Annotated in this window: 23 protein-coding genes; 15 read left to right on the top strand and 8 right to left on the bottom strand. The window is 54.1% G+C overall.

Annotation, left to right across the window (positions count from 1 at the left end; translation table 11 throughout):
• Nucleotides 1-4 precede the first annotated feature (4 nt).
• The 3 genes from HGT1_RS05025 to HGT1_RS05035 all read right to left on the bottom strand — a co-directional run bounded on the left by HGT1_RS05025 (nucleotide 5) and on the right by HGT1_RS05035 (nucleotide 4,117).
• Nucleotides 5-1,690 (bottom strand): ABC transporter permease, encoded by a 1,686-nt coding sequence (locus HGT1_RS05025; RefSeq protein WP_176248832.1) that lies wholly within the window; start codon nucleotides 1,688-1,690, stop codon nucleotides 5-7.
• Between the two features lie 98 nt (nucleotides 1,691-1,788).
• Nucleotides 1,789-2,904 carry an extracellular solute-binding protein gene (locus tag HGT1_RS05030; RefSeq protein WP_176248833.1) on the bottom strand — a complete coding sequence of 372 codons (1,116 nt, stop codon included), beginning with the start codon at nucleotides 2,902-2,904 and terminating at the stop codon, nucleotides 1,789-1,791.
• 112 nt (nucleotides 2,905-3,016) lie between these two features.
• Nucleotides 3,017-4,117: an ABC transporter ATP-binding protein gene (locus HGT1_RS05035; RefSeq protein ID WP_176248834.1), complete on the bottom strand. Its 1,101-nt coding sequence runs from the start codon at nucleotides 4,115-4,117 to the stop codon at nucleotides 3,017-3,019.
• Between the two features lie 251 nt (nucleotides 4,118-4,368).
• Between HGT1_RS05035 and HGT1_RS05040 the strand changes: the two genes are divergently transcribed.
• Together HGT1_RS05040 and argE are read left to right on the top strand one after the other, a co-directional pair.
• Entirely contained in the window at nucleotides 4,369-5,550 is a 1,182-nt protein-coding gene (locus HGT1_RS05040) for a M24 family metallopeptidase (RefSeq protein WP_176248835.1), read from the top strand.
• Nucleotides 5,547-6,701, top strand: a complete 1,155-nt coding sequence (gene argE / locus HGT1_RS05045) for an acetylornithine deacetylase (protein ID WP_176248836.1) — start codon at nucleotides 5,547-5,549, stop codon at nucleotides 6,699-6,701. The genes HGT1_RS05040 and argE overlap by 4 nt, the downstream gene beginning before the upstream one ends.
• Before the next feature lie 31 nt (nucleotides 6,702-6,732).
• Here argE and HGT1_RS05050 read toward each other — a convergent pair whose 3' ends face one another.
• Together HGT1_RS05050 and HGT1_RS05055 are read right to left on the bottom strand one after the other, a co-directional pair.
• Nucleotides 6,733-8,163 (bottom strand): aspartate aminotransferase family protein, encoded by a 1,431-nt coding sequence (locus HGT1_RS05050; protein ID WP_176248837.1) that lies wholly within the window; start codon nucleotides 8,161-8,163, stop codon nucleotides 6,733-6,735.
• A gap of 92 nt (nucleotides 8,164-8,255) precedes the next feature.
• Nucleotides 8,256-8,918, bottom strand: a complete 663-nt coding sequence (locus tag HGT1_RS05055) for a GntR family transcriptional regulator (RefSeq protein ID WP_255200098.1) — start codon at nucleotides 8,916-8,918, stop codon at nucleotides 8,256-8,258.
• Between the two features lie 165 nt (nucleotides 8,919-9,083).
• Here HGT1_RS05055 and HGT1_RS05060 point away from each other — a divergent pair, with 165 nt between their 5' ends.
• From HGT1_RS05060 to HGT1_RS05085, 6 genes are all read left to right on the top strand, one after another.
• Complete coding sequence (locus HGT1_RS05060) at nucleotides 9,084-10,169, top strand: polyamine ABC transporter substrate-binding protein (RefSeq protein WP_176248839.1); 1,086 nt, start codon at nucleotides 9,084-9,086, stop codon at nucleotides 10,167-10,169.
• An 87-nt stretch (nucleotides 10,170-10,256) separates the two neighbouring features.
• Nucleotides 10,257-11,384, top strand: a complete 1,128-nt coding sequence (locus HGT1_RS05065; protein WP_176248840.1) for an ABC transporter ATP-binding protein — start codon at nucleotides 10,257-10,259, stop codon at nucleotides 11,382-11,384.
• 2 nt (nucleotides 11,385-11,386) lie between these two features.
• Nucleotides 11,387-12,262: an ABC transporter permease subunit gene (locus tag HGT1_RS05070; protein ID WP_176248841.1), complete on the top strand. Its 876-nt coding sequence runs from the start codon at nucleotides 11,387-11,389 to the stop codon at nucleotides 12,260-12,262.
• The gene (locus HGT1_RS05075; protein ID WP_176248842.1) at nucleotides 12,259-13,080 is read left to right on the top strand and encodes an ABC transporter permease; all 822 of its coding nucleotides are present in this window, start codon (nucleotides 12,259-12,261) and stop codon (nucleotides 13,078-13,080) included. The genes HGT1_RS05070 and HGT1_RS05075 overlap by 4 nt, the downstream gene beginning before the upstream one ends.
• On the top strand, nucleotides 13,077-14,405 hold the full coding sequence (locus HGT1_RS05080; RefSeq protein ID WP_176248843.1) for an FAD-binding oxidoreductase: 1,329 nt from the start codon (nucleotides 13,077-13,079) through the stop codon (nucleotides 14,403-14,405). Before HGT1_RS05075 ends, HGT1_RS05080 begins: the two co-directional genes overlap by 4 nt.
• A 61-nt stretch (nucleotides 14,406-14,466) precedes the next feature.
• Nucleotides 14,467-15,786: a UDP-glucose/GDP-mannose dehydrogenase family protein gene (locus tag HGT1_RS05085; RefSeq protein ID WP_176248844.1), complete on the top strand. Its 1,320-nt coding sequence runs from the start codon at nucleotides 14,467-14,469 to the stop codon at nucleotides 15,784-15,786.
• Here HGT1_RS05085 and HGT1_RS05090 read toward each other — a convergent pair.
• Nucleotides 15,783-16,448, bottom strand: coding sequence for a flagellar hook capping FlgD N-terminal domain-containing protein (locus HGT1_RS05090; protein ID WP_176248845.1), 666 nt, complete (start codon nucleotides 16,446-16,448; stop codon nucleotides 15,783-15,785). The two genes, HGT1_RS05085 and HGT1_RS05090, sit on opposite strands and share 4 nt — an antisense overlap.
• A gap of 11 nt (nucleotides 16,449-16,459) precedes the next feature.
• Nucleotides 16,460-18,517 (bottom strand): flagellar hook-length control protein FliK, encoded by a 2,058-nt coding sequence (locus tag HGT1_RS05095; protein WP_176248846.1) that lies wholly within the window; start codon nucleotides 18,515-18,517, stop codon nucleotides 16,460-16,462.
• Between the two features lie 116 nt (nucleotides 18,518-18,633).
• Here HGT1_RS05095 and HGT1_RS05100 point away from each other — a divergent pair, with 116 nt between their 5' ends.
• The 6 genes from HGT1_RS05100 to HGT1_RS05125 all read left to right on the top strand — a co-directional run bounded on the left by HGT1_RS05100 (nucleotide 18,634) and on the right by HGT1_RS05125 (nucleotide 21,943).
• On the top strand, nucleotides 18,634-18,918 hold the full coding sequence (locus HGT1_RS05100; protein ID WP_176248847.1) for a rod-binding protein: 285 nt from the start codon (nucleotides 18,634-18,636) through the stop codon (nucleotides 18,916-18,918).
• Nucleotides 18,902-19,258, top strand: a complete 357-nt coding sequence (locus HGT1_RS05105) for a flagellar biosynthesis protein FlgN (RefSeq protein WP_255200099.1) — start codon at nucleotides 18,902-18,904, stop codon at nucleotides 19,256-19,258. Before HGT1_RS05100 ends, HGT1_RS05105 begins: the two co-directional genes overlap by 17 nt.
• Nucleotides 19,259-19,463: 205 nt before the next feature.
• Nucleotides 19,464-20,306 (top strand): flagellin, encoded by an 843-nt coding sequence (locus HGT1_RS05110; protein ID WP_176248848.1) that lies wholly within the window; start codon nucleotides 19,464-19,466, stop codon nucleotides 20,304-20,306.
• Between the two features lie 85 nt (nucleotides 20,307-20,391).
• A complete protein-coding gene (gene flaF / locus HGT1_RS05115; RefSeq protein WP_176249054.1) occupies nucleotides 20,392-20,754 on the top strand; it encodes a flagellar biosynthesis regulator FlaF in 363 nt (120 codons plus the stop codon).
• A complete protein-coding gene (gene flbT / locus HGT1_RS05120) occupies nucleotides 20,751-21,155 on the top strand; it encodes a flagellar biosynthesis repressor FlbT (RefSeq protein ID WP_176248849.1) in 405 nt (134 codons plus the stop codon). The genes flaF and flbT overlap by 4 nt, the downstream gene beginning before the upstream one ends.
• Nucleotides 21,155-21,943, top strand: a complete 789-nt coding sequence (locus HGT1_RS05125) for a DUF1217 domain-containing protein (RefSeq protein WP_176248850.1) — start codon at nucleotides 21,155-21,157, stop codon at nucleotides 21,941-21,943. The genes flbT and HGT1_RS05125 overlap by 1 nt, the downstream gene beginning before the upstream one ends.
• Here the strand turns inward: HGT1_RS05125 and HGT1_RS05130 are convergent.
• Nucleotides 21,940-23,304: a FliI/YscN family ATPase gene (locus HGT1_RS05130; RefSeq protein ID WP_176249055.1), complete on the bottom strand. Its 1,365-nt coding sequence runs from the start codon at nucleotides 23,302-23,304 to the stop codon at nucleotides 21,940-21,942. The two genes, HGT1_RS05125 and HGT1_RS05130, sit on opposite strands and share 4 nt — an antisense overlap.
• 83 nt (nucleotides 23,305-23,387) lie before the next feature.
• Between HGT1_RS05130 and HGT1_RS05135 the strand changes: the two genes are divergently transcribed.
• Nucleotides 23,388-23,774 carry a FlgB family protein gene (locus HGT1_RS05135; protein ID WP_176248851.1) on the top strand — a complete coding sequence of 129 codons (387 nt, stop codon included), beginning with the start codon at nucleotides 23,388-23,390 and terminating at the stop codon, nucleotides 23,772-23,774.
• Nucleotides 23,775-23,780 lie beyond the last annotated feature (6 nt).

Here is a 23,780-nt window from a genome sequence, read left to right on the forward strand (position 1 = left end):
TGCTTTAGCCCCCCAGTTTCACGTTATCGATGCCGACAATCTTGTCGTATGCATAGTAAAGGCCCAACACCACAGCGAGGAGGATTGCGCCAAGTGCGGCGGCAAGACCCCAGTTCAGTGAGCTGGAGATGTGATAGGCGATCCGGTTGGAAATGAATGTACCGGTTGTCCCGCCCACGATCTCGGGGGTGATGTAGTAGCCAATGGACAGGATGAACACGAGGATGGACCCCGCACCGATCCCAGGCACTGACTGGGGAAAGTAAACACGCCAGAAGGCTGTCCAGTTGGTGGCCCCCAGTGATTTCGCGGCACGCAGATAGCTGGGCGGCACTGTTTTCATCACGGAATACAAGGGCAGGATCATGAAGGGCAGCAGGATATGTGTCATGGCAATGATCGTACCGGTTTGGTTGTTGATCAGGGCCAGACGGCTGTCATCGGCAACAACGCCAAGCCAGACCAGCGTATCATTCACCACACCTTGTTGCTGAAGCATCACCTTCCAGGCGGATGTCCGTACAAGGAGCGATGTCCAAAACGGCAAGAGCACAAGGATCATGAGCAGATTGGCGGAGCGTGCGGGCAGGTTGGCCAAGATCCAGCCGACCGGATACCCCAGCAGGATACAGCTGAGCGTGATGCAGACCGACATGAACAGGGTGCGCAGAAAGAGCGTGCCGTAGATGCGTTCGTTTTCGGGACGGAGTTGCGGGCCATCTGCCGATTTTTGCATGTCTACCGCGTTGAGAAAGTAGCCGCTGGTGAATTTCGGGCTGTAGGCGCGGATCGTTCCCCAGATCGGGCTTGCGCCCCAGTCTTTGTCGATTTTAACGAAAGCGGCTTTGTAATCAACGGTTTCAAAACCGGGTGCGGCTGCTGCGGCTTCGGCAATCTCGGTTGCGCCGGGGCCAGAGTAGCTGGCAATCGCGGCTGCGGTATCACCGGCCATGTCGTCATAGAAAGCCGAATAGATCAGCGGCCAGGGGTCTTCTTTGTAGAGGTTGTCTTCGTCTACGGTTTGAACGAAATCGGCGAAAATCAGATAGTAGCTGGCTGTTTGCGGAAAGATATCGGCGATACCGTCGCGCATTTCAAACACGGGCTGCGGTGTGCCGGAGGCCTTCTTCCAGTCTTTGATCTGGGCCAGCCAGGCGTCGGAGCCAAATATCTCGTTCCAGTTTTCGCCTTTCTTCCAGAACGCGTTCAGATCTTCGAACTGGTCTTGGTAGACCTCGCCGATGTCATCCACGCCGCGGCCGGATTTGCGAAACAAAGACGACGCGCCGGTCAGTTCATAATTCAGACGAGACCCCAGACGCGTGTGCAGTTTGCGTTCCTGAGCGACGTAAATGTCCTGATAAAGCGCTTTGTAAACGGGGGCGTCGGGGGTTGTGCCGTCTTCGCCGCTCCATTGGTCCAGTGCTTTGGTGGTGCGTGGCAACGTGTTCTGCACGATTTCGTTTTCGACAGACCGGAACAGCATGTCGGCGATGGGGGCGATGAATGTCACCAGTACGAAAATCAAAAGCGGCGCAATCAGCAGCAATGCGCGCATCTTTTGGCGACGTAAGGCGCGGTTCAAGCTGCGCTTTAGCGGTGTGCCATCGGCCGCCAGCATCGGGCCTGAGTATTCTTTTTCGGCACGCTCGGCATCAAGTGCTGTGGTCGCAGTGTTTACATCGCTCATATCGGCCCCACGGGGTTGGATCGGTGTGAAAATCGGAAAAGGGAATAACAAATGAGGTGGGAGGGGCCGAAATGGCCCCTCCCGATAGGTCTAAGCGCTTATTGCGCCAACCATGCCTGGAACTTCGCGTCGATGTCGTCGCGGTAGTCAGCCCAGAACTCGTAGTTATACAAGAACGTGTTTTCGGCGTTCTTGGGATCGGTTGGCATGTGTGGTGCCATGTCGATGCCCAGATCTGCGTGCTTGCCAACCATAGGAGCGGAGGACAAACGTGCAGGACCGTAGCTGATGTACTGTGACTGATCGGCCAGACGCTGTGTGTCTGTCGCAAATTTAACAAAGTCCATCACGCGGGCCAGACGATCTGCTGGCAGGCCTGCTGGGATGATCCAACCGTCAAGGTCAAACACCTGAGCGTCCCAAAGCATTGCAACAGGTTGCTTTTGCTCTTCGATGACGCTGAACAAGCGACCGTTGTAGGTCGAACCCATGACGATTTCGCCATCAGCCAACAGCTGTGGTGTGTCAGCACCGGCGGACCACCAGATTACGCTGTCTTTGATGGTGCCCAGTTTGGCCAAAGCTTTTTCCTGGCCTTCTGGTGTTGCCAGAACGTCGTATACGTCTGCTTTTTCAACGCCGTCACACAGCAGAGCCCATTCCATGTTGTTGATTGGACGCTTTTCCAAGGCGCGCTTGCCTGGGTATGCTTCCAGATCGAACACGTCACAGATTTTGGTCGGAGGCGTGTCGCCAACCATGTCTGTGCGGTAGCCGAATGTGGTCGAATAAACGATCTGTGGGATAAAGCAGTCGCTTACCAGCAGGTCGCCAAAGTCTTCGGATGCAGGTGTGCCATCGGGTGCTGCTGCCAGCACTTCGTCGGCGTCGATTTCCATCGCCAAGCCTTCGTCACACAGACGGATTGCGTCGGCTGCTACGACGTCGACCAGATCCCAGGTTACGTTGCCGGCTTCGTTCATGGCGCGCAGTTTGGCGACGGCTTCAGCCGAGCTTTCGTCCCATACGGCCGAAACGTCGGAGTTCATGCCCAGGTAAGGCTGAACATATGCTTTGTCTTGGCTGGACTGGTATGCACCACCCCAGGAAACAAGTGTCATCTCTTTTGCCATGTTGCCGTGTGCATCGGCGAACGCCAATGTACCAGCGCCAACAATCGCAGAGGAAGCGAGTAGCGTTGTCGTGAATTTCATTCAGTAGTCTCCCAACTATTGCCCGTTTGGTTTTTGAGGGTGTGATATCGGGCCTAACCACAGCCTCTTTGACGCGCCGCCCGACATTGGGGCGGCGCACTACCGTTAAGCGCTATGCGTCAAGCGCGCGGCAATCTTCTGCAAGCCAGCCGATTTCGATCTGCTGGCCAGGCTTCAAGCGTACCTGATCCGGTGCGTTGCGTGTCTTGATGATGAAGTTGTCCGTTCCGGCGACGCGCAGGCGCGTGCGGAAAATGTCACCCATATAAACGAACTCAAGCACTTCCGCTTTCAACGTGTGGGCACCCTCGGGCATCCGGTCTTTGTTGAATTCAACGCGCTCGGGGCGGATCGACACGCGAGTGCGTTCGCCTGCCTGGGTCACATTGATCGGCTTTGCCTCGATCATGCCGCCACCGTCCAGCTGCACCAGACAGGTACCGCCTTTGATCTCTTTTACCACGCCTTCCAGCGTGTTGTTTTCACCGATAAACTGCGCAACAAAGCTGTTTTCGGGTTCTTCATACAGCAAATCTGGCGGGGCCAGTTGTTGAATGCGGCCATTTTCAAACACGGCAACGCGGTCTGACATTGTCAGGGCTTCGGTTTGGTCGTGGGTCACATAAACAACGGTAATGCCCAGTTCGTGGGCAAGATGCGTGATTTCGAACTGCAAGGTTTCGCGCAGCTGTTTGTCCAAGGCACCCAAAGGTTCATCCATCAAAACCAGTTCGGGTTCGAACACCAAGGCGCGGGCCAAGGCGACGCGCTGTTGCTGACCGCCGGACAATTGCGCAGGACGCCGGCCACCAAAGGCCCCCATCTGCACACGATCCAGCGCGATCTTCACTTTTTCCTCGCGGTCGGACTTGCCCATTTTGCGGACTTCCAGAGGGAAGGCCAGGTTTTCGGCAACCGTCATATGCGGGAACAAGGCATAGTTTTGGAACACCATGCCGATGCCGCGCTTGTGTGGCGGGATGTTATTGATTGATTTACCATCAAGGCGGATGTCGCCGTGGGTGGCGGTTTCAAACCCTGCCAGCATCATCAGGCAAGTTGTCTTGCCTGAACCCGATGGCCCGAGCATCGTCAAGAATTCGCCCTTTGGCATGGATAGGTTCAGGTCTTTGACGACAAGATTTTCGCCGTCATAGCTTTTCTGCACGCGTTCAAATTCGACAAACGCATTTGTTGCTGAAGTATCTGCCAAAAGCTGGCTCCCCGGTTATTCTGACGTTCATGCGCCATTGTTGACAGGAAGTTAAAGCTATCTGATCTATAGTTTGCAACCAATTATCAGCTATTTTAGGCGAATCCGGGAAATTACAGGAAGAAATCCTGCAATAACGACAGATTCAGTTGATATGACTGCGAAACGGGCAGCGATTTACTTTTTATTTCATTGCCGGGAGGGGAAAGCTGGCTAAAGCTAGGGCCATCGCAGTTTGAAGGATACCTAGAATGCCCGCAATTGATTTGCCGTTTTCCCCCGCAGAATACAGCCGCCGCCTTGAGCTGGTGCGCGCCGAAATGGCGAAGCGGGGGTTGGATGCGTTGTTTGTGACTGACCCAAGCAACCAAGCCTGGCTAACGGGTTACGACGGATGGTCATTCTATGTGCATCAGGGTGTGATTGTCTTGCCCGATGCCGATCCGGTCTGGTGGGGCCGCAATCAAGACACCAACGGCGCGCTGCGAACTGTCTGGATGGGCCCCGAAAATGTGCGCGGGTATGCTGACGGGTTCGTGCAATCGACGGAACGCCACCCGATGCAGGATCTTGCCAAGCATCTTGCGGCTGCCGGTGTCGAGGCCGGGCGCATCGGTGTCGAGATGGACAATTACTACTATTCTGCCAAGGCACATGCGTCGCTGTGCGAAAGTCTTCCGAAGGCGCGGATCGTTGATGCGACTGCATTGGTGAACTGGAAGCGGACGGTGAAATCGGAACCCGAACTTGCCTTCATGCGCAAAGCGGCGTTGATTTCGGAAAAGATCGTTGATGGCTTGCTAGAGCGGGTCGAACCTGGCGTGCCCAAGAACGAGATCGTCGCGGAAATTTACCGCGATGCGATCCGCGGCGTGGATGGCGCATGGGGTGATTATCCGGCGATTGTGCCTTTGCTGCCCTCAGGATCGGATGCCGCAGCGCCGCATCTGACGTGGGATGGCCGGCCCTTCGCAACTGGCGAAGCGACGTTTTTCGAGATTTCAGGCTGCTATCGCCGCTATCACGCACCGTTTTGCCGGACGCTGTTTTTGGGCACGCCGCCCGACTTTCTGAAGCGCGCGGAGGCTGCTTTGGTCGAAGGGTTGGAGGCTGGCCTGGAGAAAGCCCGTGCTGGCAACCGCGCTTGCGACGTTGCAAACGCGCTGGCTGCACCTCTGGAAAAGGCGGGAATCGAACGCGGTGCGCGCTGTGGTTACCCCATCGGGATCAGCTATCCGCCCGACTGGGGCGAACGCACGATATCGCTGCGCGCCGAGGATGAGACCGTGCTTGAGCCGAACATGACCTTCCATTTCATGCCCGGCCTGTGGATGAAGGATTGGGGCATCGAGATCACCGAAAGCATCCGCATCCGGGAAGATGGCGCTGCGGAAACATTCTGTAACCGTCCGAGGAAGATGTTCGTTAAATGACGTTGCAAGCCACTGTCGACCTGCTGGACCGACTGATCGCCTATCCGACCGTTTCGACCGATAGCAATCTTGAGATGATTGTTGACCTGTCCGGCAGGTTGCAGTCGCTTGGTGCGCGCACGCATATCTTTGGCGATGAAACGGGCACCAAGGCGACCCTGTTCGGGACGTTGGGGCCGGACGTGGCGGGGGGTATTTTGCTGTCGGGGCATTCCGACGTTGTGCCCGTCACGGACCAGGATTGGTCAAGCGATCCATTCAAGATGCGGCAGGCTGACGGGCTGCTTTATGGGCGCGGTACCTGCGACATGAAAGGGTTCATCGCGGCAAGTGTCGTGATGGCCGAACGCTATGCCGCGCTGCCGTTAAAGCGCCCTGTGCATTTCGCATTTACCTATGATGAGGAAACCGGATGTTTGGGGGGGCAGGCGCTGGTTCCTGAACTGAACCGCCTTGGCATCAAACCCGACATCGCCATCATCGGCGAGCCGACAGAGATGCGGGTGATCGAGGGCCACAAGGGCTGCTGCGAATATACCACGCGATTCGAGGGGCTTGAGGGGCACGGGTCGTCACCCGATCTGGGCGTGAATGCTGCGGAATATGCAGTGCGCTATGTCACGCGGTTAATGGCGCTGCGCGAGGATTTGCGGGCGAGGGTGCCAGTGGGCAGCCGGTTCGAGCCGCCCTTTACGACGATCAACATTGGCCGCATTCAAGGCGGTCATGCGCATAACGTGATTGTTGGCAAAGCCGAGGTGGATTGGGAATTCCGGCCTGTGCAAACCAGCGATTTGCGGTTTGTCAAAGACGCGATGGAAGCGTTTGTGGAACAGGATCTTTTGCCACAAATGCGCGCTGTCTATCCGCAGGCCGATATCTCGACCGAGACATTGGGCGAGGTCGTGGGCCTTGAGCCGATGACCGAAAACGCAGCGCGGGATCTGGTCGCGGGTCTGCTGGGGGCAAACAGCGCTGGCGTTGTTCCCTTCGGGACCGAAGCAGGGATTTTCCAGCAGATGGGTATGGATGTGATCGTGTGCGGACCGGGGTCAATTGCACAGGCGCATAAGCCCGATGAATTCGTCAGCCTTGATCAGCTTGAAGTCTGTCTGGGTATGTTGGAACGGCTTGGGCAGAAGTTGGTGTAGGGGCGCGTTTGCGTCGCGCCCCTGACCGTTATTAGCCCAATGGTGAATCTGCATCGTGGATGTGGTCTTCGGCGGCTTTCAACAGGCCGTCATCCTTGAGTGCGGTATAGGTTTCGTCCAACGCTTTCGTGGCGCGGGTCATGAAGATGTCGATTTCTTCGGGTGTGATGACCAGCGGCGGGGAAATGATCATCCGGTCGCCGACATGGCGCATCACCAGATTGTTGGCAAAGCACCGTTCGCGGCACATGTAGCCGACGGTGCCGGTATCGGTGGCAAATTTCGACCGGGTTTCCTTGCGCGGTGACAGCGGCAGGGATGCCATCAACCCGGACAGGTTCACGCCGCCGACAAGCGGGTGTTCGGACAGTTTATCCAGCCCCGCCTTGAGCGCCGGACCAGCGACATTGTTCACGTGATCCAAGACCTTCTCATCCTGCAAGATGCGCAGGTTTTCCAGCGCAACGGCCGAACACACAGGGTGACCGGAATAGGTGTAGCCGTGGTTGAATTCGCCCGAATTGATGACTTCGGCGATTTCATCACACACAATCGACCCGCCGATGGGCTGGTAGCCAGAGCTGAGCCCCTTGGCGATGGTCATGATATGCGGCTTGATCCCCATGGTTTGTGAGCCGAACCAGTTGCCGGTGCGACCAAAGCCACAGATAACTTCATCTGCGATGACCAGAACATTGTATTTGTCGCAAATGCGCTGGATTTCGGGCCAGTAGGTGCTGGGCGGAATGATAACGCCGCCAGCGCCTTGGATAGGTTCACCAATAAAGGCAGCAACATTGTCGGCACCAAGCTCCAGGATCTTCGCCTCAAGTTCCTGTGCGCGGGCAAGGCCGAATGCTTCGGGCGTCTGATCGCCGCCTTCGGCCCACCAGTCGGGCTGGTTGATGTGGTGAATGCCGGGGATCGGCATGCCACCTTGTTCGTGCATATAGGACATGCCGCCCAATGATCCCGACCCCATCGACGACCCGTGATAGGCGTTCTTGCGGCTGATAAAGTGGGATTTTTCAGGTTTCCCCTTCATTGCCCAATAGGTGCGGACCATGCGGATGTTGGTATCGTTCGCCTCGGACCCCGATCCGGCAAAGAACACATGATTCAGGTCGCCGGGGGCAAGGGTGGCAATTTCCTTGGCCAGCGCGATTGCGGGCACGTGCGAGGTCATGAAGAACGTGTTGTAATAGTTCAGTTCCAGCATCTGGCGCGAAGCTACATCGGCCATTTCCTGACGGCCATAGCCGATGTTTACACACCAAAGGCCAGCCATCGCATCCAGGATTTCGTTACCTTCGCTGTCGGTCAGGTACACGCCTTTGGCCTTGGTGATGATCCGCGCGCCTTTTGCGGCCAATTCGTCATTCGTGGTGAAAGGGTGCATATGATGCGCGGCATCCAGTGCCTGTAGTTCAGCGGTGGGCAAGTGATTTGTGATGTGGGACATTTGGATACCTCAAGGCATGAGAAAAAGCGTTGCTTCGGACAATATGATCAAATTGTGCCGAGTCAATCGAATCGCAGTCGTTGTTTTGAAATTTAAAGAGACGCTTTGATCTGAAGCATACCTTGGGCAACATCTTCGGCCATGGCATGGGCGGCAGAATCAGCATCCCGGTTTGAAAATGCTGCCAGCAGTTCGGCGTGTTTGTCGGGCAGGTTCGACGTGCCGAAGCGCCCGCAGACCACGCGCAGCGACGGCCCGAAACGCAGCCAAAGCCGGTCAACGGTTTCACTGATAATCGGCGCATCAGCGCAGGCGTAAATCTGGAAATGGAACTGGTAGTTTTGGGTCAGGTATTCCCCAATATCACCCCGTTCAATGGCCGAATTCAGCAAGGCATCTATCTGCGTCAGACGCTCCAGCACCTCGGGTGTCATGCGCGATGTGGCGCGGCGGGCCAGTTCAGGTTCCAGTGTTTCCCTAACAAATCCAAGCTCTTGGATGTTGGCGGCGGATAAGGTGGGCACAACAACACGCCTGTTGCCTTGATGGATCAATGCACCTTCAGCGATCAGGCGGCGCAACGCCTCGCGGACGGGGGTCATCCCGGCATTCAGCAGGCTGGTCAGACCTTGAATTGTGACCGCCTGACCGGGTGCCAGATCGCCAAACAAGATCAGCGTGCGCAGGTGTGAATAGACCAGTTGATGCGCCGGAATTTTGGATGCATTTTCCGGTGTTTGATCTGGTGTAATCATGATGTCTGCTATGGTCATCTTGTTTGCTCAAAATATAGTCAAAAGGGAATGCTTAAGAAGGATTGCCTTGTGGGGAGAAAAAAATCAACTTGTCGCAAGACGTAAAACTTGATCAAATTGGCGAAAGGCCGGGAAAAACCCAGCCTAACCAACGGGAGTAATCGAATGAAATACGGTATACTAAGCGGCGTGGCCGCAACAGCCATGATCGCAACATCGGCTTTTGCCGAAGAAGTACGTGTTTACAACTGGTCCGATTATATTGACGAATCCTTGCTGCAAAAGTTTGAGGATGAAACCGGGATCGACCTGATTTATGACGTGTTCGACAGCAACGAAGTGCTTGAGACCAAGATGCTTGCGGGCGGGTCCGGCTATGACGTTGTGGTACCATCGGGCACATTCTTGCAGCGTCAGATTTCTGCGGGCGCGTTCCAGAAGCTGGATAAATCCAAGCTGCCAAATATCGCCAACATGTGGGACGTGATCGACAACCGTGTGTCGAAATATGACCCCGGCAACGAATATGCGATCAACTATATGTGGGGCACGACCGGTCTGGGCGTGAACATTAACAAGGTCAAAGAGGTTCTGGGCGAAGACGCACCGGTGGATTCGCTGGCATTGGTATTGGACCCTGCAAACATGGAAAAGCTGGCCGCTTGCGGTGTCCAGTTCCTGGATGCGCCAGCCGAGATGATCCCGGCAGCGCTGAAATATATCGGTGAAGACCCCGATGCGCAGGACCCCGAAACCATCGCTAAAGCAGAGCCGGTGCTCGCCGCAATTGCACCGTTCGTTCAGAAATTCCACAGCTCGGAATATATCAACGCATTGGCCAACGGCGACATCTGTGTGGCTTTCGGCTGGTCCGGTGATATTTTGCAAGCACGCGACCGTGCAGCAGAAGCCGATAATGGTGTTGAGATTGAGTACTACGCCCCAAAAGAGGGTGCGTTGATGTGGTTCGACAACATGGCGATTCCAGTGGACGCGCCAAACCCGGACGCTGCGCATAAATTCCTGAACTTTATCATGGACGCGCAGAACATGGCCGCTGCGTCGAACTATGTTTATTATGCGAACGGCAACAAGGCGAGCCAGGAGTTTCTGGTCGAGGACGTGATCGGCGATACTGCGATCTATCCTGATGCGGCGACGCTGGATAACCTTTATACCACGTCGCCTTATGCGCCCAAAGTTCAGCGTGTTGTGACGCGTCTTTGGACCAAGGTTAAATCCGGCACCTAAGCTGGTTTTGAGGGGGCAAGGTCAATCGACCTTGCCCCATTTTTCCGCCCCCGCCCGGATGTCGGGCTGTGAAAAGGAATACCCTAAGTGAGCCAGAAAATATTTGCCCCTTGGGATGACCCGAACGAAAAGCCTTTGATTCGATTTGAAAATGTCACCAAGAAATTTGGTGACTTTACTGCGATCGATGATCTGACGCTGAACATTTACGAAAAAGAATTCTTTGCTCTGCTCGGCCCATCAGGCTGTGGCAAGACCACGATGATGCGCATGCTTGCGGGTTTTGAAAATCCGACCTCGGGCAAAATGGAATTGGCCGGAAAGAACATCGCCGGCACCCCGCCCAACAAGCGGGCGGTGAATATGATGTTCCAGTCCTATGCCTTGTTTCCGCATCTAAGTGTTTGGGAAAACATCGCATTCGGGCTCAAGCGCGGGAGTATGGACAAGCGCGCCATTGCTGCCCGTGTCGAAGAAATGCTGAAACTGACCCGATTGACCAAATTCGCGGGTCGCAAACCGCATCAGATTTCAGGTGGCCAACGGCAACGGGTCGCCCTTGCGCGGTCATTGGCAAAGGCACCAAAGCTGTTGTTGCTGGATGAACCGCTTGGCGCTTTGGACAAGAAGCTGCGGCAAGATACCCAGTTCGAACTCATGGATATCCAGGAAAGCACGGGAACGACTTTTGTAATTGTGACCCACGACCAAGAAGAAGCGATGACCGTGGCAAGTCGGGTCGCCGTGATGGACGAAGGGCGGATTATTCAGGTTGCGACCCCGGACGGCATCTATGAGGCACCGAATTCTGTTTATGTGGCTGATTTTATCGGTGACGTGAATATTATTGAAGGGACAGCCAAACCCGCAGGTGATGGGGTGTATTTTCTGGATTGGACAGAGAATGAACCGCCGTTCCTGGCAACGTCTGATGTGCCTTTCAGCGACGGTCAGAAAGCACATCTTGCGATCCGACCAGAGAAAATTTCGATCACGACCGAGAAACCGGATGATGCAAAAAATACGGTGCAAGGCACTGTTCTGGATATCGCGTATCTGGGCAACCTAAGTACCTATTATGTCCAGCTTGCTGACGGCAGGATCATCAAGGCACAGACGGCGAATACCCGACGTCTTTCACGGCGCAGCATTACTTGGGAAGACAAGGTTTGGGTCTCGTGGAACGCCACCGCCGGCGTGTTGCTAGAGCAATGAATATGCGGCGCTTTTTCCTCATCGCAGTCCCATATGTCTGGTTGTTGGCGCTGTTCCTGATCCCGTTTTTTATCGTGTTCAAGATTTCGCTGTCTGATCTGGCGCTGTCCATTCCGCCCTATACGCCGACGATGAAAGACGGCATCGGGCAGATGATCAAAGCCTTTGATTTTGAAAACTTTGTCTTTCTGACAACCGATGATCTGTATTGGAAGGCCTATCTGAGCAGTCTGAAAATCGCTTTGTTTTCAACGGTTCTGGCGCTTTTGGTCGGGTATCCGATGGCCTATGGCATGGCGCGTGCGCCCGAGGAATGGCGACCCACCTTGATGATGCTGGTGATCCTTCCGTTCTGGACCAGCTTTTTGATCCGCGTTTATGCCTGGGTCGGAATCCTGAGCAACGAAGGGTTCTTGAACCAGTTTTTGTTGTGGACAGGGGTGATTAGCACACCGCTTGCAATCATGAATACGACGACTGCGGTCTATATCGGGATCGTCTATACCTATCTGCCCTTCATGATCCTGCCGATTTACGCGGCGCTTGACCGGCTTGATGAATCCCTGATCGAAGCGGCCCAGGATCTGGGGTGTTCGCGCACCAAAGCGTTTTGGCTGGTGACCGTTCCGCTTTCGCGTAGCGGCATCATTGCCGGCTGCTTTCTGGTCTTCATTCCCGCGCTCGGTGAATTTGTCATTCCGTCGCTGTTGGGCGGGTCCGGTACGCTGATGATCGGCAAGGTGCTGTTTGAAGAATTCTTTAACAACCGCGACTGGCCGGTGGCCAGCGCTGTCGCCGTGATCTTGTTGCTGATCCTGATCGTGCCCATCATTCTGTTCCAGCGCAACCAGCAGCGCCAAGCGGAGGCAGAAACATGAGGCGTGCAAGCTGGTTTAACGTAACTGCGCTGACCTTGGGGTTTGCGTTTCTGTATCTGCCGATGGTTTTACTGGTGATCTACAGCTTCAACAGCTCAAAACTGGTGACGGTATGGGCCGGGTTTTCCACCAAATGGTATGGCGAATTGCTCCAGAACGAGGCGTTTTTGGATGCGGCGGTGATCACCCTCAAGGTTGCTGTGGCGTCTTCGACACTGGCAACGATTTTGGGGACGATGGCCGCCTATGTGTTGGTGCGCGGCGGGCGGTTCTTGGGCCGGACCCTGTTTTCCGGCATGATCTATGCACCGCTGGTGATGCCCGAAGTGATAACGGGTCTGTCGCTCTTGCTGCTGTTCATCGGAATAGGGTTGGACCGCGGCGTGCTGACAATCGTCTTGGCGCATACGACATTCTCGATGTGTTATGTTTCGGTCGTCGTGTCGTCGCGGCTGGTGTCATTTGACCGCTCTCTCGAGGAAGCTGCGCTTGATTTGGGGTGTTCGCCCTTTGATGCGTTTCGTCTGGTCACCCTGCCGATCATCGCACCGGCTGTTATTTCCGGCTGGTTGCTTGCCTTCACCTTGTCACTGGATGATTTGGTTATCGCCTCGTTTACCACGGGCCCGTCATCAACCACCCTCCCGATCAAGATCTGGAGCGCGGTGCGGCTGGGTGTCTCGCCAGAGATTAACGCCTTGTCGACGATCATGATTGGTATCGTGACGGTTGGTGTTATCAGCGCTTCGTTGGTGTCCAAGCGCAACGCGGTCAAGGCACAGCAGGACATGCAAGCGGCCGAACGTGGCGCAACGTGAAACGTGTTTATGACGGCTTTGCCTATAGCGATGCACCGCGCGCCAACTGTTGGTGGGATCAAACCTGTGCGACGGTTGACCGCCCTGCGCTAGAGGGTGACCAGAGCTGCGACGTTGCGATCATAGGCGGCGGATTCACCGGGCTTTCTGCGGCGCTGCACCTTGCCCAGGCGGGGGTAAATGTCACCGTCTTGGAAAGCCGGTATGTTGGATGGGGTGCTTCGGGCCGCAACGGAGGGTTTTGCTGTCTTGGCGGAGGCAGGCTGAGCGATCAAACGCTGGATAAGAAGTTCGGGCGTGCGGACCGGCTGGCCTTTCGTCAGGCAGAACTGGCCGCCATCAATCTGGTGGATACCTTGACCACGCAGCATAACATCCAGATCGACCGCCATTCAGAGGGCGAAACCGAACTCGCCCACCGGCCCAAAGATATGGATGATCTGCGGGGGCGGGTACAGGATATCAAAGAAAACTATGGTCTTGCGGCGACCCTGATCGAGAAAAACGCCCTTGCGGATCATGGGCTAAGTGGCCCGTTTCACGGCGCGCTGACCATTCCCGCCGGATTTGCGTTGAACCCCCGGAAATATGTTACGGGGCTGGCGCAAGCGGCAGAACAGGCCGGGGCGCGAATTCACCATGGCACAGCGGCGCAAAAGATCACCAAAACACCGGGCGGCTATCAAATTGAGACGGATAACTGCACGCTTAGCGCCGGGAAACTGCTGATTGCGACGAACGGGTACAGTTCGGAAGACGTCCCAAGCTGGCTTGCGGGTCGCTATATGCCCGCGCAATCAAGCGTGATTGTGACCCGCCCGTTGACTGATGCCGAACTGGACGCCGCTGGCTGGTTCAGCAACCAGATGGTCTATGACACCCGGCATCTGCTGCATTATTTCAGGTTGATGCCTGACCGCCGGATGTTGTTCGGTATGCGCGGCGGGCTGTTGACGGGGCCAACTGCTGAAAAACGCGCAATTTCAAATGTCAGACGGGATTTTGAAACGGTTTTTCCTGCGTGGAAAAATGTTGAGACACCTTTTGGCTGGTCGGGGATGGTGTGCATTGCGCGCAACCAGATGCCGTTTGTAGGGCAGGTGCCAGATAACAACGGCATGTTTGCAAGCCTATGTTATCACGGAAACGGTGTGGCAATGGGCACGTATTGCGGCGCGCTGGCGGCCAATGCCATTCTTGGAAATCCTGACGGGCGTCCCTATCCGAACGCCATGAAAACGCCGTTGTCGCGGTTTGAATTGGGTGGTTTCAGGCGGGCGCTTTTACCGCTCGCCTATCTGGGCTATGCTCTCGCGGATCGATAGAATACATTGGCAGAAAGTGGCCTTTGGCCCGGTTTATACGAGATATTAAGGAGTTAGGCCGATGAAAATTGCGATGATTGGGACCGGCTATGTCGGGTTGGTATCTGGTGTTTGTTTTTCGGACTTCGGCCATGATGTGATCTGTGTTGACAAGGACCCTCGCAAGATTGCGCAGTTGGAGCAGGGCATTGTGCCGATTTACGAGCCGGGTCTGGACGATCTGATGGCCAAGAATGTCAACGCCGGACGTCTTTCGTTTACAGTCGACCTGCACGCCGCAGTTGACGGTGCCGATGCAATTTTTATCGCGGTCGGGACACCCACGCGCCGTGGCGATGGCCATGCGGATTTGACCTATGTGATGGCCGCCGCCGCCGAGATTGCTGATGCAATGACGGGCTATGCGGTGATCGTGACCAAATCGACTGTTCCAGTCGGGACGAACCGGCAAGTGAAGCAGGCCATTTCAAAGGCCAACCCAAAAGCCGATTTTGATGTCGCATCGAACCCTGAGTTTCTGCGTGAAGGGGCGGCAATCGACGATTTCATGCGGCCGGACCGTGTCGTTGTTGGTGTGCAAAACGAGCGTGCGGCAGAGGTAATGGCAGCCATCTACCGACCGCTTTCGCTGCGCGAGTTTCCGATCATGTCCACCGATCTGGAAAGCGCCGAAATGATCAAATATGCGGCCAACGCGTTTCTGGCGATGAAAATCACCTTTATCAACGAGATCGCGGCCCTGTGCGAACGCACTGGTGCAGACGTCAAGATGGTTTCAAAGGGGATGGGCCTTGATAACCGGATCGGGTCCAAATTTTTGCACGCGGGCCCAGGTTATGGCGGGAGCTGCTTTCCAAAGGATACGCAAGCCCTGGCGCGCATGGGGCAGGATCATTCCAGTCCGATGCAATTAACCGAAACCGTGATCAAGGTGAACGACGAGGTGAAACGCAGGATGGTCGATAAAGTTGTCGACATTTGCGGTGGATCCGTGAACGGCAAGACTATTGCCGTTCTTGGTGTCACGTTCAAACCGAATACGGATGACATGCGCGATTCACCCAGCCTGACAATTATTCCGTCACTTGTTGGCAACGGGGCGAAAGTTCGGGTTGTCGACCCGCAAGGCAAGCGTGAAGGAGAGGCGTTGTTGCCCGGGGTTTCATGGTTTGATGACGCCTATAAAGCGGCACAAAATGCGGATGCTGTGGTGATCCTGACGGAATGGAACGAATTCAGGGCATTGGATTTGAAGCGGATGGCCAAACGAATGGCAAAGCCCGCGATGGCGGATTTGCGCAATATCTATACGCCAAAAGATGCCAAGCGGGCTGGTTTTGAAGCCTATGTGTCCATCGGCCGGGAGGGTTTCGGGGCTTAATCGGCGGCACGCAGCGCCGTGACTTCCGCTGCTGTGGTCTTGCTCCCGCCAGCAAGGATAAGGTGCGTCGCGCCGTTTTCGATCCGCGCTTCGGTGATACGGGAATAGGTGGCAGCGGCGGCAATATCTATACGTTCGCCAGCCTTAAAGCTTTCTACCTTGAAGCTGTAATTGCCATATGGAAAAGCCCCCCCATCCGAGGATACGCCAGCCCATTGAACAGGCTCTTCGGACAGCGGAACAAGGTTTCGTTGTACTTCGTGACCCCGCGCGTCGTAGATAACCAGTTCGGCCTTGTCCGCCGCATTGGAAGGGGTTGGCAGGACGGTGATAGGGGCTCCGTCGAATTGAACAGGAGCGGTGGATTTGGCTTCCATCCCAATCCAACTGGCAAATTGGCCGATGCCGCTGCCTCCCATCTGCGCGGACAATGCTGATAGCAGATCGTTGGAAAGGACCTGCTGCTCGACCATTGAAAACTGAGCAAGCTGCGCGGAGTATTGTGACGAATCGATAGGTTCTAGTGGGTCTTGATAGCGGGCCTGTGTGGTCAACATTTTCAAGAACGTTTCAAAATCCGACGAGATCACGCTCTCGGCTTTTCTGATTGCTGCTGTTGTCTTGGGGGTTGAGGTGGTTAACCCCGTCGCGGTGAGTGTCATAAGAAGGTTCCCTACAGGCGGATGTCGACGCCAGATTGAATTTTCGGATCAAGATTGCGGTCAGCCGTGGACGGGACGCGGGAAGCGCTTGCGTGTTCTTCAATTGGTGGAGGGCTCGTGATGGTTTTGTCCGGCGCTCTATCGGGCTCGCCGCCCTCGCTGCTGAATGAGAAACCCGGTTCTGCATATCCAAGCAGTTGCAATTCCTTGTCCAATTGCTCGATGTTCCGACGCAACATCTCGAGCGTTTCGGGCCGTTCCGCCTGGATGTTTACCAACAGGCCACTCTCGGCTTGCGTGATCGACAGCCTGACCCGGCCAAGCTCCTCTGGGCTTAGTGTGACGTCCACGGATTTGCTGCCGCTCGTATGGATCACTTCCGCCAATTGTTTTGGAATATGGTGCGGAACACCTGTCTTGATCGCAGTGAGTTGGGGGGATGCAGACGTGCCCCGAGATTGCTCAACCATCTGAACCGAGGTCAGCTCCTGATCCGGGCTTTCGTCGCTCAACCCCGTTCGTTGATCGTTGCTGATCGGCTCATCGAATAGTTGATCCGCACGGGGGGATTGCAGTGTCGGTAAAGTAATGGGTTTTGCTCGTTGGAGTTGGCTTTGGATTGAAGTCGTCGCCCCCTGCGCATCATCTTGCGCAGGTGCGCTAAATTCTTTCCTTTCAAGGCTCTTACTCAGGTCCGGAGCGGGCGAAATTGCTTTGGCCCGCGCAACAAAAGCCCCTATTTCTGGAGGATCACTTCGATTTGGCAGAAGCGGTGCTTGTCCCTCGGTCAGATCATATCGAGCCATGGGGTGTTGTCCAGTTCGCGCGGGGTGGTTGTCTGCTCTGCCCTCAATGCTGTTCCAAGCTTTGGGAACTGATTGACCGAGCTTGCTTTTTTCCACATCGGAAAGAGGTGTATTGGTCGGAAAAGAAGGACGAGGTGAAAGCGCGTCGCGCATTTGGTTCATGGTTGAGGTCAGAGAAGCATGAGGCCCCGAATGACCCGTCCCGATAGGTGGGTCCGAGACAGCGAGTTGAAGCGCCGATGGGTTTGTCGTTTTGGACGGCTGTTTGACGCCGTCCTGCGGGAGAATAGAAGGGGAAGCCGAAATTGCGCGGTCCTTCTCGCCTGGTCCATTTGATGGGGACAGTGATTTTTGCGTTTCTGTTGGATTTGAAGTGCTTACTGTTTCGGCTCGCCCATCTCGGACCAATTCTTTGTATTCGTGTATATCACGGCGGGCCTCTGACTTGAGGGGCATAGCGGAATGACCCTCCGGAATTCCAATTTTTTGGCTTGCCCCACCGACGCTGCGCTGGAACCCCTCGCCTTGTAAAAAAGATCGATCATGCAAAGATCCGCGGTTGGTTTTGACGCCATTGGCCTGGGGGGGCAGATCATCTTGAGCACGCGGCTTTTCTGAATTTAAGTTCTTTGTGGTGGCGGCTTTTGAAACAAGGTGAAGCTGGTGGTTCAATCGTGTCTCATCCGAAACGCGCATCGATTGGATACCGTTCTTGGACCTGGCCAATGAAACTGGGCCCCCCTGCCCGATGAATTCAGGATCAGTGTCGGATATGGGGGAATGTTGCCCTGTATCATTGCCCTGCCTATGCTCTTGAACTTGAGCAGCGCGCGGCGAGGCCGGTGTGTCAAATTGGCTTTGAAAATATCTTGGATGGGACAGGTTCGCGGATATGTTTGACGCGGTAGCGTTCCCTTGGAAATCAACTGCGGTCTTTGGCGCATTACCGTTTTGCCTTAGAATTCCACCCGCTTCATCAGAAAGATTATCCCCAGTCGATTTAGATCGCTCAAGATTATGGCCTGTGGGGGCTTCTTCTTTGTTTTGGGGGTCAAGCTGGTCAATTGGCTGATCGATCGCAGGGCTATTAGGTTCTTCAATTTTATTTTTGTCCGCTAGCTCCCTAAAGATTGTCGAAAAATGTTCGGACTGTTTGGGTGCCCTGAGTGAACTTTGGCCGTTCGAGTTCGTCGGGTTTTCCGAGGATGAAACGCCTCTCATCGCAACATTGCTTGATACTCTATTCGAGTCGGGCATCTGCATTTGGCTTCTCCATAGAGTGCTTCGATTTGAGCCAACTATGATGAAAGATAGTTACCGGTTATTTACTGATTTCTGCACATGATCATTAAAGTAGCTGCAATTTAAAGGATAATGGCATGGATATACCGGATGTAGGGAATAGCACGCGCCCCCAAAGTGGCCCGCAAAAACGTCTTTATGAAACAGCCCAGAAACTCGAGGCGGCGTTTTTGGCTGAAATGTTGAAGTCCGCCGGGTTTGGTCAATCAAGGGAAAGCTTCGGCGGGGGGGCAGGCGAAGACCAATTCGGTTCTTTTCTTTTGCAGGAACAAGCCATGAAAATTGTGAAGGCCGGGGGTGTCGGGCTTGCTGAATCCTTATTCGAAGCATTGAAAGACAGGGCAAATGACCAAAGAAATTGAACTATTAATAGCAGAGTTAGACCAGATTTTGGAATCTGAACGGACTGCGCTGATGTCGGGAAAATTGGATGTCCTCAGCGGTATGGCTGCGGAAAAGGAGGCGCTTATGGGAGCGATAGATCTCACAAAAGTCGATGATCCTGAGGCGCTTGAACATCTCATTGAAAAAGTGAAGCGCAACCAAGGCTTGTTAAATAACGCGCTTGAAGGAATCCGGAAAGTTGCGCGGCGGATGGCTGCCTTTCGTCGCGTGCAGGGGTCGCTCGAAACATATGACAGAAACGGCGAAAAGCGGGTTGTCAGTATGACACCCATTTCTTCAGTTGAACGACGCGCCTGATTTTAAATCAAATCCAGAGCATTGGACCCAGCTGCGTTAGGGGGCTGTTAAGCGAAATACGAACATGGTGCTCGTGCATCCGAGGTCGGATGGCGCACCATCCGGTAGTTGAATGTGTGCACAGGTCAGAATGACATTCTGGTCCAGCCCCAGGGGGGAGGGCCGCAAACGGGCGCAAAGCGTCCTTGACTAAAGGAACATGTTCATGTCGAGCATTAATACAAACAACGGCGCAATGGTTGCGCTTCAAACACTTCGTTCTATCAACAAAGATCTGTCTGCAACACAAAGTGCGATTTCGACGGGTAAAGACATCAACACTGCAAAGGATAACTCAGCAATCTGGGCGATTTCCAAGGTGATGGAATCTGATGTCGCTGGTTTCGAAGCCGTTCAGGATTCACTCGCTGTGGGTGAGTCTACGGTCGCGGTTGCTTCTGCGGGCGCTGAACAGATTGTTGAAACACTGAAGGAAATGAAGGCGCTTTCCGTTGCCGGGCAATCTGAAACTGCTGACTTTGCGAAGATTGACGCAGACATGCAGGAGAAGATCGCGCAGATTACAGCGATTACCGAGGGATCCCAGTTCAACGGTGTTAATCTGCTCAAGGCCGACATTGATGGGAACGCCAGTACAAGCCTGACGGTTGTTTCATCACTCGACCGTATCGGTTCTGGTACGCCTACAGTAACGACAATCGATGTCGCTACTGCTGACTTTACGACCAACCTGAATGCAACCACGATCACTGCGATTTCCGACACGGCTACCGCGTCGACTGCTTTTGGTGAGATTGAGGCTTTCCTGACGGTTGCCATTGACGGCGCTGCTGCACTTGGCGCGTCCTCTCAGCGGATTTCTGATCAAGGGGAATTCATGAGTAAATTGAGTGATGCTGTTAAGTCTGGCATCGGTTCTTTGGTGGATGCGGATATGGAAGCTGCATCTGCGCGGCTCCAAGCGCTGCAAACTCAGCAACAGTTGGGTGTTCAATCGCTCTCCATTGCAAACCAAGCACCTCAGACAATCCTGTCGCTTTTCCGGTAAAATGAACAGTCTCGGGCGCATCTTTCGCGCCCGAGACTATCGCATCGGAATTTCATGAAACAGGAAAGGCTTCTCAGTGAATGCAATGAATTTGGCTCAACGCGCTTATGCGCCTACGACCGCCCCCACAAAATCCAATAGAAGCATGGAATATGACGTGATCGCAAAGATCACTTACCGATTGAAAAAGGCTATTGAAGTAGATGAACTAGGTCCTTTGCTTGAAGCGCTTCATGAGAACAGAAAGCTATGGCGAACGCTGGCTGTAAACGTGGCGGATTCAGGGAATTTGCTCCCCGAAGAGCTTCGGGCCCGAATTTTTTATCTTTCAGAATTTACAGATCACCATACCAGCCAAGTCATTCGAAAATCTGCCTCTGCGGTTCCCTTGATTGAAATTAACACTGCAATACTGCGCGGCCTAAGAACAGAAGGGGCGGTATCATGAGCGGCCTCGTTCTCAAGCTTAGCCCTAAAGAGCGGGTCCTGATCAACGGAGCAGTAATTGAGAATGGAGACCGTCGCAGCAGACTGGCTATCATGACGCCTGATGCACATATTCTACGCCTCCGTGACGCGCTTCACCCTGAGGATGCGAAAACACCGGTAAGAAGGGTCTGTTACGCATTGCAACTGGTTTTGTCCGGCGACAGCAAGCCGAACGAAGCCTATTTGCAACTCCTCCGTCAAGTGGAAGAGCTTAGCCAGGTGTTTACGGATGCTGACAGTCGGGCCGTGTTGGCAGAGGCAAGTGCCGCGATAATTGGTGCTCAGCATTATAGAGCGATGAAAGCGTTAAGGTCGTTGTTCCCTCGAGAAGATCGGCTGATGGCTGTGGGAATGATGTGATGTTTCAGCCTGTATTGCCATTTGGGGGTCTTTCGGGTTGGCGTTTCCTCCAAGATACTTATGATCGTCAAATGGAAACGTTTACCAAGTCTGTCGAATTGAAGCGAGATTCAGATTATTTCGATTCAAAAATTGCGGATGTTGAAAACGCGGAGGACTTGGTAAAGGATAGACGCCTCCTGCGGGTTGCACTTGGTGCATTTGGTTTGCAGGATGACATAGATAATCGATATTTTATTCAAAAGATCCTTGAAGAGGGAACTTTGAATGATGATTCCCTCGCAAACCGGTTTGCAGATCCGAAATACGCTGAGTTTTCGAAGGCTTTTAGTTTTGGTCCGAATGAAATTCGAAAAACTGGCGACGTAAACTTCCCAAGCCAGATTATCGAGAAATTTCAGGCAAATAGCTTCGAGGTTGCAACCGGGGAACAGGACAGCAACATGCGAATCTCGCTATATGCAGCCCGAGAGATGGCGGAGTTGGCGAAAGACGAAGGCTCGATAGACACGAAATGGTTTACGATCATGGGCGACCCTCCCCTGAGGAATGTTTTCGAAAAAGCGCTGAATCTACCTGAAGCGTTCGGTCAAATTGACATCGACCAGCAACTTGGCGTGTTTAAGGAGCGGGCTAAAAAGAAGTTTGGGACCGATGACCCCTCTATTTTTTCAGACGCAGGGAAACTCGACAACCTAATTACAACGTTTATTGTTCGCGAGCAGGTCAGCAATCTCAATTCTAGTCTGTCGCCAGGATCAATCGCATTGACCCTATTACAAAGTTAACTTTCTGCTTTGATTGACCCGCGCTGCTTGGAATTCGCTTTTAACCTACGGATGATAAGCTCGAGCCGATTGAATGACTGGACTATGTCCCCACTGGTTTGGCTTGAAAAAAATTCCTCTAGCTGGGGTCTGGCGGTGATCGCTAAATCGACTTCTTGATCTGAGCCTGACGAATATAGGCCGGCACGGATCATGGTTGCATTGTTTTCATAAGCTGCAGTAAACCGTCGCACTTGTTGAATTGTCTGGTTCTGTGCATCAGTCGCGGCAGCGGGGAGGCATCGCGACACTGAACGTAAAACATCAATCGCTGGGAATCTGCCGCGTTCCGCGATCTCCCGATCCAGAACCACGTGACCGTCAAGAACTCCGCGAAGAATATCAGCGATGGGTTCCTCCATATCCGATCCGGCCACCAAGACGCTGAATATCCCGGTAATTTCTCCCTGATCATCTTGGCCAGGGCCAGCTCTTTCACATAGCTGCATAATTAGATGCGCGGTCGACGGCGGATGCCCCCTCAAGACCGGTGCCTCACCAGCGGCAACTGCCACCTCGCGATGCGCTTCGGCAAAGCGCGTAATGGAGTCTGCAAGGAAAAGGACCGACTTCCCTTGATCGCGAAAATATTCTGCAACTGCCATGGCCGTCCATGCGCACCGCCGCCGCAAAAGGGGCGATTGATCTGATGTTGCGGCGACAACCACAGCTCGTTTGAGACCACCATCGCCGAGAACTCTATCTACAAAATGCCTGACCTCTCTTCCCCTCTCTCCTATCATTGCAATAACGACCACATCCGCTTCTACTTTTGCTGCAAGATTTCCCAACAAAGTCGATTTTCCGACCCCTGATCCGGCAAAAAGCCCGATGCGCTGGCCTTTGGCTATCGGAAGAATCGTGTTGGTAATCGCAAGACCGGTCTCAAGCCGAGCGCCAAAGGGTTTGCGTGTCGCTGCTTTCGGCGGGGACGCGCGCAGGTTCTGAACCTTGGGACCCGACATGAGTGGCCTCCCATCCAGCGGCTCTCCATTTGCGTCGACTATTCGGCCAATCCATTGATTAGATGGTGAAATAGACCCAGGTTCCCCAAGCGCAATCCGGTCATTTAGAGCGATGCCATCAAGAGAATCGTCGGGCAGAATGATCACCGAATCGCCGTCCAATTGAACGATCTCGCCAGAAAGAACCCTACCGTCGCGGAGGTGGGTTTTGGTCCAGTCGCCGATTCTCGCGCAATCGCCCAAGCCGGAAGCATGTATGACGCCTGAATCTACGCGCGTTACGCGCCCGATCGGGACTGCCACCTTGATATTCCTGATTTGCTGGACGACGGCCTGAACGCCTTTGCTGTAGGTCATAAAAAATCTCTTCATTGCGCAAACTGTTTCTAAAGGAATCAGGGTTAAGCCTTGGTTGAAATTCAACGAAGGAGAATCCTTTGATGTTTGAGCAACTAGAAGTTTTCAAAATGTCGTCAGCGATGGCGGCGCATGCAGGTCAACGTCAGGCTGTGATTTCGGAGAATGTGGCGAACTCGGATACACCGGGTTTTGTTGCAAAAGACTTGCCCAGTTTCCAAAAAACCTATCACGCCGATCAAATATCACCGATGCAGCGCGCTACCCGGGCTGGCCATCTTCATGGGGCGGCGGATAGGTCACAGCGCGTTGAAAGCTTTGAAGTGCGTGCAGAAGCGTCACCCAACGGCAATACAGTTTCTTTGGAGACAGAGATGCTAAAGTCTGTAGCTGCAAAGCAACAGCATGATCGTGCTTTGGCAATCTATAAGTCGGCCCTTGGCGTTTTACGCACCGCAATTAGCAAATAGGGGCAG

Source organism: Sulfitobacter sp. HGT1 (assembly GCF_013282155.1).
Lineage (GTDB): Bacteria > Pseudomonadota > Alphaproteobacteria > Rhodobacterales > Rhodobacteraceae > Sulfitobacter.

What these genes read in the sequence shown, in the direction of transcription:
- HGT1_RS05100 (WP_176248847.1), top strand. Translation starts at nt 18,634, where the DNA reads ATGGATATACCGGATGTAGGGAATAGCACGCGCCCCCAAAGTGGCCCG.
- HGT1_RS05025 (WP_176248832.1), bottom strand. Translation starts at nt 1,690, where the DNA reads ATGAGCGATGTAAACACTGCGACCACAGCACTTGATGCCGAGCGTGCC.
- HGT1_RS05070 (WP_176248841.1), top strand. Translation starts at nt 11,387, where the DNA reads ATGCGGCGCTTTTTCCTCATCGCAGTCCCATATGTCTGGTTGTTGGCG.
- HGT1_RS05090 (WP_176248845.1), bottom strand. Translation starts at nt 16,448, where the DNA reads ATGACACTCACCGCGACGGGGTTAACCACCTCAACCCCCAAGACAACA.
- HGT1_RS05105 (WP_255200099.1), top strand. Translation starts at nt 18,902, where the DNA reads ATGACCAAAGAAATTGAACTATTAATAGCAGAGTTAGACCAGATTTTG.
- HGT1_RS05050 (WP_176248837.1), bottom strand. Translation starts at nt 8,163, where the DNA reads ATGTCCCACATCACAAATCACTTGCCCACCGCTGAACTACAGGCACTG.
- flaF (WP_176249054.1), top strand. Translation starts at nt 20,392, where the DNA reads ATGAATTTGGCTCAACGCGCTTATGCGCCTACGACCGCCCCCACAAAA.
- HGT1_RS05085 (WP_176248844.1), top strand. Translation starts at nt 14,467, where the DNA reads ATGAAAATTGCGATGATTGGGACCGGCTATGTCGGGTTGGTATCTGGT.
- flbT (WP_176248849.1), top strand. Translation starts at nt 20,751, where the DNA reads ATGAGCGGCCTCGTTCTCAAGCTTAGCCCTAAAGAGCGGGTCCTGATC.
- HGT1_RS05055 (WP_255200098.1), bottom strand. Translation starts at nt 8,918, where the DNA reads ATGATTACACCAGATCAAACACCGGAAAATGCATCCAAAATTCCGGCG.
- HGT1_RS05075 (WP_176248842.1), top strand. Translation starts at nt 12,259, where the DNA reads ATGAGGCGTGCAAGCTGGTTTAACGTAACTGCGCTGACCTTGGGGTTT.
- argE (WP_176248836.1), top strand. Translation starts at nt 5,547, where the DNA reads ATGACGTTGCAAGCCACTGTCGACCTGCTGGACCGACTGATCGCCTAT.
- HGT1_RS05110 (WP_176248848.1), top strand. Translation starts at nt 19,464, where the DNA reads ATGTCGAGCATTAATACAAACAACGGCGCAATGGTTGCGCTTCAAACA.
- HGT1_RS05040 (WP_176248835.1), top strand. Translation starts at nt 4,369, where the DNA reads ATGCCCGCAATTGATTTGCCGTTTTCCCCCGCAGAATACAGCCGCCGC.
- HGT1_RS05125 (WP_176248850.1), top strand. Translation starts at nt 21,155, where the DNA reads ATGTTTCAGCCTGTATTGCCATTTGGGGGTCTTTCGGGTTGGCGTTTC.
- HGT1_RS05135 (WP_176248851.1), top strand. Translation starts at nt 23,388, where the DNA reads ATGTTTGAGCAACTAGAAGTTTTCAAAATGTCGTCAGCGATGGCGGCG.
- HGT1_RS05030 (WP_176248833.1), bottom strand. Translation starts at nt 2,904, where the DNA reads ATGAAATTCACGACAACGCTACTCGCTTCCTCTGCGATTGTTGGCGCT.
- HGT1_RS05130 (WP_176249055.1), bottom strand. Translation starts at nt 23,304, where the DNA reads ATGACCTACAGCAAAGGCGTTCAGGCCGTCGTCCAGCAAATCAGGAAT.
- HGT1_RS05060 (WP_176248839.1), top strand. Translation starts at nt 9,084, where the DNA reads ATGAAATACGGTATACTAAGCGGCGTGGCCGCAACAGCCATGATCGCA.
- HGT1_RS05095 (WP_176248846.1), bottom strand. Translation starts at nt 18,517, where the DNA reads ATGCAGATGCCCGACTCGAATAGAGTATCAAGCAATGTTGCGATGAGA.